The organism is Hymenobacter algoricola, assembly GCF_039539525.1.
Taxonomy (GTDB): domain Bacteria; phylum Bacteroidota; class Bacteroidia; order Cytophagales; family Hymenobacteraceae; genus Hymenobacter; species Hymenobacter algoricola.
Genome location: NZ_BAABDH010000019.1, coordinates 1 through 10525 on the forward strand (window position 1 = coordinate 1; position 10525 = coordinate 10525).

10 protein-coding genes are annotated in these 10525 nt (G+C 60.7%); 5 read left to right on the forward strand and 5 right to left on the reverse strand.

The features are described 5' to 3' along the window. The coding region (locus ABD842_RS06060; protein ID WP_345111467.1) for a hypothetical protein at positions 1-415 on the reverse strand (415 nt) is incomplete at its 3' end. Between the two features lie 381 nt (positions 416-796). Between ABD842_RS06060 and ABD842_RS06065 the strand changes: the two genes are divergently transcribed. From ABD842_RS06065 to ABD842_RS06080, 4 genes are all read left to right on the forward strand, one after another. Next, positions 797-1633 carry a GIN domain-containing protein gene (locus ABD842_RS06065; RefSeq protein WP_425553157.1) on the forward strand — a complete coding sequence of 279 codons (837 nt, stop codon included), beginning with the start codon at positions 797-799 and terminating at the stop codon, positions 1631-1633. A 46-nt stretch (positions 1634-1679) separates the two neighbouring features. Next, positions 1680-2396: a hypothetical protein gene (locus tag ABD842_RS06070; protein WP_345111473.1), complete on the forward strand. Its 717-nt coding sequence runs from the start codon at positions 1680-1682 to the stop codon at positions 2394-2396. A gap of 375 nt (positions 2397-2771) precedes the next feature. Then, the gene (locus ABD842_RS06075) at positions 2772-5732 is read left to right on the forward strand and encodes a Tn3 family transposase (RefSeq protein ID WP_345111476.1); all 2961 of its coding nucleotides are present in this window, start codon (positions 2772-2774) and stop codon (positions 5730-5732) included. Positions 5733-5779: 47 nt separating this feature from the next. After that, positions 5780-6280 (forward strand): DNA-binding protein, encoded by a 501-nt coding sequence (locus tag ABD842_RS06080; protein WP_345111479.1) that lies wholly within the window; start codon positions 5780-5782, stop codon positions 6278-6280. An 81-nt stretch (positions 6281-6361) separates the two neighbouring features. Here ABD842_RS06080 and ABD842_RS06085 read toward each other — a convergent pair whose 3' ends face one another. The 3 genes from ABD842_RS06085 to ABD842_RS06095 form a co-directional block, all read right to left on the reverse strand. Next, on the reverse strand, positions 6362-6580 hold the full coding sequence (locus tag ABD842_RS06085; RefSeq protein ID WP_345111481.1) for a hypothetical protein: 219 nt from the start codon (positions 6578-6580) through the stop codon (positions 6362-6364). 7 nt (positions 6581-6587) lie between these two features. Continuing rightward, positions 6588-6899: a PIN domain-containing protein gene (locus ABD842_RS06090; protein WP_345111484.1), complete on the reverse strand. Its 312-nt coding sequence runs from the start codon at positions 6897-6899 to the stop codon at positions 6588-6590. A gap of 611 nt (positions 6900-7510) precedes the next feature. Then, positions 7511-7933 carry a response regulator gene (locus tag ABD842_RS06095; RefSeq protein WP_345111487.1) on the reverse strand — a complete coding sequence of 141 codons (423 nt, stop codon included), beginning with the start codon at positions 7931-7933 and terminating at the stop codon, positions 7511-7513. 529 nt (positions 7934-8462) lie between these two features. Here ABD842_RS06095 and ABD842_RS06100 point away from each other — a divergent pair. After that, positions 8463-9677 carry a PAS domain-containing sensor histidine kinase gene (locus ABD842_RS06100; RefSeq protein WP_345111489.1) on the forward strand — a complete coding sequence of 405 codons (1215 nt, stop codon included), beginning with the start codon at positions 8463-8465 and terminating at the stop codon, positions 9675-9677. 21 nt (positions 9678-9698) lie between these two features. On the opposite strand, the gene ABD842_RS06105 is transcribed toward ABD842_RS06100, so the two are convergent. Further along, positions 9699-10442 (reverse strand): IS3 family transposase, encoded by a 744-nt coding sequence (locus ABD842_RS06105; RefSeq protein WP_345111492.1) that lies wholly within the window; start codon positions 10440-10442, stop codon positions 9699-9701. Between the last annotated feature and the right edge of the window lie 83 nt (positions 10443-10525).

Genomic DNA, 10525 nt, shown 5'->3' on the forward strand with positions numbered 1-10525 from the left:
ATGTGAATTTCGCTTCAACCATCGCTACGAAAACGTGTATAAAGTCTTGCTCAAAGAACTTCGCCAACGGCCCCTCTAAGCTCGATTTGCTTCCTAAGCCCCTAACGTAATTATGAAACCCCAGCACCGCAGGGTAGATAACTTCGTCGATGAAGGCGCGCAGCCCCATAAAAAGCGTTATTACGCCGCCCAGCGCCGCTGCCAGCGCCGCCGTGCGTCCGGCACGCAGGAACCGGGGATACACTAGCAGGTAGCACACGTAGAACCCGACCATCTGGACGAGCAGCAGGGATGCCCCGAGCCACAGCTTCATGCGCAGCGGGGTGGCCGAATGTTCTAAAAACTTGCCGACTACCTCGTAACCGGCGTAGGCCAGCCAACCAAGCAGATGCCAACGGGTGGAAGACTTGTGCATATAAAGGAGCGAAAAAACCAGTAACCGGAGCGGGTGGCCTGGTTAGAAGGAAGGGTCCAAAACTACCGCCGCACGGTAGCGCCCGCATCTTTTTTATGCGAAAGACTGGTTTTGGGATGCGAAATGGTAAAAAAGCTTTTTTTGGGCGGTAACATCGGGTTTTAGGGTGTTGGCATAATGTTTTTTGCCCGGGAAAGGGGGCGGCCCACCTTTGAGCCATCCATCAGCCGACGCCTTTTCCGATGCCCACCTTTACCTGCTTCCACCGCCTGTTCGTCCTGCTGCTCCTGGCCCTGCCAGGGGTTCTTGTTCCAAAAGGGCGGTTTTACACGCTAAGCAACTAACCAATTGATTCAGTGATTATTGCCGGCAGAAAATTTGATGTTTATCAAAAAGGAAATCCTTTTTGATAAGCTTCGCATCCCCTCTAAATTGCTTGGAATCGCCCTTTTCTNGCCAGCGCTCTCGCAGCGGGCCACCGCCCAAACCACCGGCTCCGATGGCCGCGACACCCGCGAGCTACCGGCTTTCACGGCCGTGCGGCTGGACACGCGGGTTTCTGTGATAGTACGCCAGGGCAGCCCGCAACGCGTCGTGGTGGAGGCTGCGCCTGACGACCTGCTCAAGGTGCAGACCGTTGTCGTTGATAGCCAGTTACGCATCTCTACCGCGCTGACTAGCACGCGGATTGGCCCCGTCAAATTCAATATCCGAACCACGACCCTGACCGGCCCGGTGATGGTGTACGTGACGATGCCCACCGTGCGCCGGCTGGCCGTGAACAGCTCGGGCCGCTTGCAGGCCGACACCGTGCAGGCCCAACGCCTGGCGCTGGGGGTTAGCAGCTCGGGCCAGTTGCTGCTGGGGGAGGTGCAGGCGAGTAGCGTGCGGGCGGGGCTTAGCAGCTCGGGAAAAATGACCATCCGCCAGTTGCGGGCCGATACGCTGCGGGCGACGCTCAGCAGCTCGGGGAGCATCACAGCGGCGGGCGTGTGTGCGTATTCGTCGCTGGGCAGTAGCAGCTCGGGACGCATCAATACTCAGGCGCTAGTGGTGCAGGACTGCCGGGCCCGCCTCAGCAGCTCGGGCAGCTGCCAGGTGAACGTCGCCCGCACCCTCGACGCCCACCTCAGCAGCAGCGGCTCGGTGGTGGTGAGCGGCCATCCGCAGATTACCAGCCACACCAGCAGCAGCGGCCGGGTGCGACTGGCGCAATAGGCAATATGCTGTCACAACTCTTTTGCTCCCTCTGCTCCCCATTCCCATGAAGCTCCGCCCTACCTGGAAGTCGTTACTGGCCTTTGTCGCGCTATTGTTTTTTATGGCGGAAGCGCATGAGTTGGTACACACTGGGCTGGGCCGGCTGTTGTGCGGCTGCTGGGGCCCCCGCGACTTCAACGTCTGGAGTCTGTGCGCGAGTTGCCAAACCGGGCACGTCTGGACCAACTTCGCGGCCACTTGGGCTGGCCCTTTGTTCACCTTCGCCATGGGCTGGTGGGGCTATTTTCTGCTCAGCCCGCGCCAGACGGCGGCGCGCCGGTCGCTGGGCTTTGCGCTGGTATTTGCTACCCTACCCTTCGCCCGCATCCTGGGGGCGCTGATGGGCGGCAACGACGAAGTATATGCCCTGAGCAAGGTGTTGCCGTACTCGATAGCCTGGGCTTTGGGTGCGGCCTTGGTGCTGCTGGCCACGGTGCCGCCGCTGGTCCGGGCTTACACCACGCTACAGGGCCGGGGCCGCATCTGGTATTTTCTAGGCTTCTTTCTGCTGCCCTTCGCCCTCGCGTTTGCCGTTCTGCTGGGTGGGCTGAACGCGCTGCTCGCCAGCGGCTTTCTGGCCAGCTACGGCATTCTGGGCTCTCCCTTATTGGTCAGCTGCTGGATGGCAGTTGTGACCCTAACCCTCGCCCTGACCTACCGCTATTTGTACCGCTTAGTGCCGCTCGCGCTGCTTTCAGCCGCCCCTATTATACCTGCCTGACTACTTACGAAACTACATCAATTACCCTATTAAGTAGTCACGCATAAGTAAACGCACAGTGAAAAGGCGGTCATGCTGAGCTTGTCGAAGCATCTCTACCGCTTCGCATGAGCCGTTCAACGAAGCGGTAGAGATGCTTCGACAAGCTCAGCATGACGTTCGAGCGAATACGATTACTTATGCACGAGTACTTAGGCTTCGCAGAAAGAGTCGCCACAATGCTTCGCAGCCGTCGCGCTGATAGCCCGGCTAAATTATACTCGTCACGAAGTGGTCTGCTAATCAAGGACGTTAAAGTTGACTACGTAGTTAGCTTTTATTGGCAGAACTGAATCACCACCTCTAGCCCACCAACTGCCCTGCGTCCCGCCGCCCATGCCTCGTCGTTCTACCCTATCGGCGATGGAACGGGAGCAACTGCTCGCGTTGCCCGAAACGTCCGAAGAGTTCATCCGGCAGTACACGCTGAGTGAAGCCGACCTGTCGTTGATTCACCAGCACCGTGGCGCGGCCAACCGTCTGGGCTTCGCCGTGCAACTCTGCTACCTCCGCTTTCCGGGCGTGGTGCTCGGCCTGGACCAGTTGCCAGCGCCATCCGTGCTCGCGTTCGTGGCCACCCAGCTGAAGCTTTCGGCACCGGACTGGGCAGTCTATGGCCAACGCGAGCAGACCCGGCGGGAACACCTGCTGGAACTGCAAGCGGCCTTTGGATTCCAGACGTTTGCCCTGCCTCATTACCGGGCCGCTGTGCCATGGTTAACCGAAGTTGCCCTTCGAACAGACAAAGGCGTGGTGCTGGTACAGACCCTAATGGGACACTTACGCCGTCAAGGCATTCTTTTACCCACGGTTGCCGTCCTCGAACGCCTCAGCGCGGAGGCCCTGACCCGGGCCAATCGCCAACTCTACCATACCCTGACCAAAGGCCTCACCCCGGAAACCGTCCAGGCGTTGGAAAACCTGCTGACCCGCCGCGAGGACAGTTCCCTGACCTGGCTGGCTTGGCTCCGGCAAGCCCCTGCCGCCCCGACGGCGCGGCAGATGCTGGAACACCTGGCCCGCCTCGCGGCGTGGCAACAGCTGGGCCTGCCGGCCGACCTGGCGCGGCGGGTGCACCAAAACCGGCTGCTCAAAATCGCCCGCGAAGGGGGACAGATGACGCCCGCCGACCTGGCCAAGTTTGAGCCGGCTCGTCGCCTGGCCACGCTGGTGGCCCTGGCGCTGGAAGGCACCGCCACTGTCCTGGACGAATTACTCGACCTGCACGACCGCATCGTGGGCAAGGTGTTCAACGCGGCCAAAAACAAACACCAACAGCAGTTTCAGGCATCGGGCAAGGCCATTAACCAGCAGGTTCGCCTGTTCGGACGCATCGGCCAAGCCCTGCTCACGGCCCGAGCCACGGGCGCGGACCCGTTCGCGGCCATTGAATCCGTGCTCCCCTGGGAGGAATTCACCGCCAGCGTGGGGGAAGCGCAACAACTGGCCCAACCGGCCGACTTTGACTTTCTGCACCGCGTGAGCGAGCACTACGCCACCCTGCGCCGCTACGCCCCGGCGTTTCTGGCCACCTTGCCGCTGCGGGCGGCCCCGGTGGCAAGAAGTCTATTGGCGGCGATTGACGTACTGCGCGGGATGAACGCGACCGGGGCCCGTAAGCTGCCAGCCGATGCGCCGACGGCCTTCATTAGCAAGCGCTGGCAAAAGCTGGTGCTGACGGCGGAAGGACTGGACCGCCGCAACTACGAGCTGTGCGCCCTAGCCGAACTCAAAAACGCCTTGCGCTCCGGCGACATGTGGGTGCTGGGCTCGCGCCAGTTCAAGGACTTCGAGGAGTACCTGGTGCCGGCGGAACCGTTTGCCGCACTGCTCCAAGCCGGCGAGCTACCGCTGGCCGTGGAGCCGAACGGGGAACGTTACCTGCAACAGCGCCTCGCGCTCCTAACCCAGCAACTGGAAACGGTCAACCGCCTGGCCGCTGCCGGCGAATTGCCGGATGCGAGCCTGACGGCGGCCGGCCTGAAAATCACGCCCCTTGACGCGGCCGTGCCGGACGCGGCCCAAGCCCTGATTGACCAAGTGGCCCGCCTGCTGCCCCACGTCAAGATTACGGACCTGCTGCTGGAAGTCGACGAGTGGACCGGATTCAGTGCTCACTTCACGCACCTGAAAACCGGGGTCCCGGCCAAAGAACCGGCACTGTTGCTGACGACCTTGCTGGCCGATGGCCTCAACCTGGGCCTGACCAAAATGGCGGAGTCCTGCCCCGGCAGCACCCACGCCAAACTTTCCTGGCTTCAAGCTTGGCACATCCGGGATGATACCTACTCGCTAGCCTTGGCCGAGTTGGTCAACGCGCAGCTGCGCCATCCCTTCGCGGCCCACTGGGGCGACGGCACGACCTCTTCGTCGGACGGGCAACGGTTCCGCGCTGGGGGACGGGCCGAAAGCACCGGGCACATCAATCCCAAGTACGGAGCCGAACCGGGCCGGCTGTTCTACACCCACGTCTCGGACCAGTACGCGCCCTTCAGCAGTCAGGTAATTAATGTCGGCGTGCGCGATGCGACGTACGTATTGGATGGCCTACTTTACCACGAGTCGGACCTGCGCATCGCGGAGCACTACACGGATACGGCCGGCTTTACCGACCACCTGTTTGCCGTGATGCCCTTGCTGAGTTACCGTTTTGCGCCCCGCATCCGCGACCTGAGCGATACGAAGTTGTACGTGCCGCCGGGCTCTCCGGCGTACGAAGCCTTGCAGCCGCTGCTGGGCGGGACCCTCAACGTGCGCCACATCTTGGCGCACTGGGAAGCCATTCTGCGCCTGGCCACCTCCATCAAGCAAGGCACCGTGACCGCGTCGCTCATGCTGCGCAAACTCGGCAGCTACCCGCGTCAGAACGGGCTGGCCGTAGCTCTGCGCGAACTGGGCCGCATCGAGCGGAGTTTGTTCATTCTGGACTGGCTGCAGAGGGTCGACTTGCGCCGCCGCGTACAGGTTGGGCTCAACAAAGGCGAAGCCCGCAACGCGCTCGCCCGGGCCGTCTTCTTCCACCGGCTGGGCGAAATCCGGGACCGGGGCTTCGAGCAGCAGCGCTACCGGGCCAGCGGACTGAACCTGCTCACGGCTGCTATCGTGTTGTGGAACACGGTGTATCTCCAGCGCGCCGTGCAGGCCCTGCGGGCCCACGGCCATATCGTAGACGAAGCGCTTTTGCCCTACTTATCGCCGTTGGGCTGGGAGCATATCAACCTGACCGGGGACTATTCGTGGCGCACAAAACGCGCAGCCGGCAAATTCCAGCCCTTACGGCCCCTTTTCAGGCCTTAACGTGCTATATTTTCCGTTTTCTGAGAGGACCCCTAGTCACGCGTCCTATGGAAAGTGCTTCCACATTTTTGACTATAAAGCAAGCGGCTCAGCAAGTTAATAAGTCAGAGCAGACCATCCGGCGACTAGTCAAACAGCAGGCGCTGACTAGTCATGTCCAGGTCGAGCAGACCCCCAAAGGCAACACGTATCTGATTAGTCAGGCGTTTCTCACGCAGCAGTATTCCGCTCCTGCCAAGCCGTTGCCAATCATTGCTGAGCCAGCGCCAGGGTCAGATGTAGCGCAACTGCAACAGCAGTTGGCCGAGCGCGACCAGACGATTCAGCAGCTGCAACACCGCCTACTAGAGCAAAACGACGTGCTGAACGCGCTGACTGGTCAGGTGAATAGTCAGCGCATTGGACGCATTGAGGAACTGCTACTTAGCCAAAACGAACAGCTGGGCGAACTGCAAAAGCGTTTGCCCGAACCCTCCGAAGTGTTGCAATTGCCCCCCGCACCGGAGCCCGGTAAAAAGGGATTATGGCAGCGGCTGTTCGGCTCGTGAGCGCAAGCACCTCTTTGTATCTCACGTGACTAGTCACGTGACTAGTCACGTGACTAGTCACGTGACTAGTCAAAACAGTAATCACTCTGGTAATGAGTGGGTTTCATGTTGACCCAGTCGGTCGCGCTCGAGTGCGGCCCGCAAGCGGGCTGCGTTGGCAGGGGAAGCCAACAGGTGCGCGGTTTCGTCCAGGGCGGCCGTCTTCGCCGCCCGGCCCCGGAGCGTAGCAAAGGGCAAGCTGCGCAGCAGCTCCAGCATAAAGGCCGCCCGATGCTCGGGTACTTCCAGCGTGATTCTCATGTAGGGGCTACGTGGCTTCTTTAACCAGGGCCAGGCCCAGGGGAGGGAGGTGGTCAAAGTCATTATCGGTCGTGTGCAAAGGCAAGTCCAGGTAGAGCGTCGTGGCCGCAATCCAGAGGTCGTTCTTGCCCATGTTGCGGGCGCTCATGCCGGCCGGTAGCGGCTGGCCGCGCAGCTTGCCTTGGCTGTAGGCATCGAGGCGGGCATACAAGCTGGCCAGCTCCGGCACGAAGCCAACCAGCGGATACCGTTCCAGCAGCTGCCGCAGGAAGGCTACTTTCTGGTAGCCCCAATCGGCTTTGAGGGCGAAGGCCTCCAACTCTGGCCGTGGTTAAAAGTTTGGTCCAAAAGTCGCATTTGGCACCTACCAGACTCGAATGGCGTACCGAAAAGCCATTAGCAGCGCTCTAACGGCAACTTGATTGGGTGAACCTGTTTCGAATGCCGTTCTTTTGACCGTTAAGAGCCGGAGCTGGTGATAAGCTCGTTGATACCCGAAAAAGGCCTTTTTGGGGCACTATTGGCCGTTTAGCACGTCCACTCTGTGGTCAAATGCGGCTTTTGGACCAAACTTTTAACCACGGCCAACATTGAAGCTGATTGGAGGGGAGTCGGAGGTTTTCCCCTATTTGTTTAACAACACCCTATTAAACGCGGCGGGGAGTCGAAGCACAACTTTCTGCCGAGCCGGGCGCTGGACGTGGCGTTTCTGCTGGCCGATGTATTGGTGTCGTGGTCAGGGCTGCTGCTGAGTCTATTGCGCGGCTGATAAAGGCGGCCGATGCGCGGGTGCAGTTGCCCCGGAGGGGTCCCGGCGACTGGCCGGGGTTTAAGGACCGGCCGCATTTTGAGGGGTAGGGTGGAAACGAAGCGAGCGGGCCCGATGGCCCGCTCGTCTTGCTTACGTATGGCAACTGGTTCGGTGAGCCCCTACGTTGCCGGAAAGCGGCGCTGGAAGTGGAGCTTGAGGATGGTGTCGAGCTTTTCCTTGGTGAGCGGCTTGCTGACCAGGCCGGCGATGGGCAGGGACTCGACGCGGCCGAGGTCGGCAGAGCTCATAGAGGCGGTGTGCATGACGATGACCACGGCCTGTTGCTGGGTTTCGGACAGCTCCTGGTAGGCGTTGACGAAGGCCATGCCGTCCATGCGGGGCATCTTCACGTCGAGCAGCACCAAGACCGGGCTGGTGGGGTTGGCGTCCGAAGCGAGCTGCTCCAGGGCCGCGAGGGCTTGCACGCCGTCGTTGGCCGAGAGGTACTGGTCGGCTACGCCTAGCTCTTGTAGCAGGCGTTTGTTCAGGTCGTTGGTGAGTTGGTCGTCGTCGACCAGCAGCACGCTGGAAAGTTTTATCATACAAAAGAGCAAGGCAGCGGGAAAGCCGGGACTGAACGGGGCCTGTTGCCGTTAAACCGCAGCCGCGCAAAAGTAGTGCCGGGGCGCCTCGCTAAGCCAACTCCATGGAAAAGGCGGCGCCTTCCTGTTCACGGCTTTCGCGCCCGATGGCGCTGCCGTGTGATTCGACAATTTGCTTGGCAATGAATAGCCGGGGCCAGGGGAAAGCCTTTTTCCTGGGCCGCTGAGGGAGCGAAAACAGCCCGAGCGGACTTGAATGGCCCGCTCATGCTGTCCAGGAAGCAAGTGGCTGTTGCTGCCAAATGAGCTGGCCGGTGCGGAGTGGCCGAAGTGCGCTGGAAGAAGTTGGGTGATTTTGTCGCGGGTGAGGGGCTTGGTAAGGGAGCCGGCGATGGGCCGGTGCTGCATCACCACCAGCCGCATGGACGAGGGCGCGGCGTTTGGCGTATACCGGAGCCGGACGCCGCCGCCTCAGCCCCTCCCCTGGCAGCGCGGGCCGGCTCTTTCCCCTCGTTATTTCCTTCGTCTTATGGCTTCCCCCTCGTCCACCCCGGCTTCGTCCACCCCCAAAAAGAAGCAGGTCCAATCCCTGCAGAAAAAAAACACCCGCCTGCGGGAGCAGAAAGTAGTCGCCGACGAGCAAAAAGCGGCGGACCAGCGCTACGAGCGCAGCCAGGACCGGTTCCGGACCGTGTTCGAGAACTCGCCGATGGGCCAGAAAATCATTGACCCGGACCTGCGCATCCGCCAGGCCAACCAAGCGCTGGCCACCCTTCTGGGCCTGAAAAGCCTGAAGAAGGTGGTGGGGCGCAAAATCATCGACTTTGCCCACCCCGACTTTGTCAAGGACTGGGAGCAGCTGCAGGAGCAGCTCTGGGACCACAAAAAGCCGAGCTTCGTGCTGGAAACCTGCTTGGTGCGCCAGGACAAGTCCTCGTTCTGGTGCCGGGTCACATCGGTGCTCTTTCCTGACGAGGGGGGCGAGCTGGGCTACACCACGCTGGAAGACATTACGGCGCGCAAGCAGTTGGAGCTGGCCAACCGGCACCTCTACGACACGCAGGAAACCATCCTGCAGCTGGCCGCCCACGACCTCAAAGCGCCCATCGCCAACATCCTCATGATAATGACCATGCTGCGGGGCCACGCCGGGGTGCTCAGCATCGACTCGGCTCTGGCCCGGCAGGACGTGGAGGACCTGTTGGGTATGGTGGAGCAGGCCTGCGGCAAAGCCGACGCCCTGCTGCGCGACGTGCTGTTTCTGGGCCAGCTGGAGGCCACCCGCCTAAAAAAACACCGCACCAACTTGGGGGCCTTCCTGGATAAGCGCATGGCTGTGTTCCGCCTCTCGGCGCAGGAAAAAGGCATCCACCTGCGCCTGAACCTGCCCAAAACCCCCATTCACGCCGACATCCACGCCGACAAGTTCGGCCGCATCCTCGACAACCTGCTTTCCAATGCCCTCAACTTTACGCCCGCCGGCGGGAAGATTCGCGTGCGGTTGCGCCAGCTCAAAGGCCGCATCCGCCTCGTGGTGCACGACACCGGGCTGGGCATTCCAGAAGCGCTGCAGCCCCACGTGTTCGACAAGTTCACCACGGCCGCGCGGCCGGGCCTGTACGGCGACACCACCACAGGCCTGGGCTTGTTCATCACCAAGCAGATTGTGGAAATGCACCAAGGCAAAATCTGGCTCGAAAGCAAGGAGAACGAGGGCACGACCTTTTTTATTGACCTGGAATAAGGACCTTGGCGTCGGCGTCGCTTAAACCGGAGCCCCACACTTTTTGATGCTCTCCTTTTGCAACGGCTCGGTACTGGCATGGGCGGCTGCCGGCGTGAGATACCCGCAACTCATGTGAGGACGAAGGTGGTTGTAGTTGCGCACGCTTTGCTCGACCGCACGGGCCGCTTCGTCAAAGGTGGTAAACACTCTGTTCAATCGGAAATCCGTCTTCAAGATGCCGTTGACGCGCTTGGCTACCGCATTCTCGTACGGGTCGCCGTGTTGCGTCATACTGATGGCAATCCCCGCTGGGCGGAGCCGCTGAATGTAGGCGAAGCTGCAGTACTGACTGCCCCGGTCCGAGTGATGAATCAGGGAATCGGGGTGGGGCTGCTCGCTTTGCAGGGCCATTTCTAACGCTTTCAACGAGCCCTCTACTGTAAGCAGTGGATGCAAGCAGTAGCCGACAATGAGCTTCGAATACGCATCGGTCAATAAGGATAAATAGCCAAAACCCAACCCGATGCACAAGTACGTAATGTCGCAGACCCACGCCTGCTGTGGTGTTGTAAGCGCGATGTCCACCAATAAGTTGGGATACTTACGCAGGCTGTGCGCAGAATTCGTCGTTTTCGGCACTGACCGCTTTTGGCGCAGAATCAAGTCGTGCGTTTGCAAAAGCTGATGCAGTTTGTCGCGGCCCATTTGAATGCCACTCTCCGCGAGCGGTTGTTGCAGCAGCAGATGCAGCTTCCGAGTACCTAGAGCGGTTCTCAGGATGATTTACGGATTTAGACCTACCTTTTTGGGATGAAAGCTTACTCGCTTGATTTGCGCGAACGTGTGGCAGCGGCCTGTGGTCAGCC

Coding starts and splice junctions, on each gene's coding strand:
- ABD842_RS06085 (WP_345111481.1), bottom strand. CDS start 6,580: ATGAGAATCACGCTGGAAGTACCCGAGCATCGGGCGGCCTTTATGCTG.
- ABD842_RS06075 (WP_345111476.1), top strand. CDS start 2,772: ATGCCTCGTCGTTCTACCCTATCGGCGATGGAACGGGAGCAACTGCTC.
- ABD842_RS06070 (WP_345111473.1), top strand. CDS start 1,680: ATGAAGCTCCGCCCTACCTGGAAGTCGTTACTGGCCTTTGTCGCGCTA.
- ABD842_RS06095 (WP_345111487.1), bottom strand. CDS start 7,933: ATGATAAAACTTTCCAGCGTGCTGCTGGTCGACGACGACCAACTCACC.
- ABD842_RS06100 (WP_345111489.1), top strand. CDS start 8,463: ATGGCTTCCCCCTCGTCCACCCCGGCTTCGTCCACCCCCAAAAAGAAG.
- ABD842_RS06080 (WP_345111479.1), top strand. CDS start 5,780: ATGGAAAGTGCTTCCACATTTTTGACTATAAAGCAAGCGGCTCAGCAA.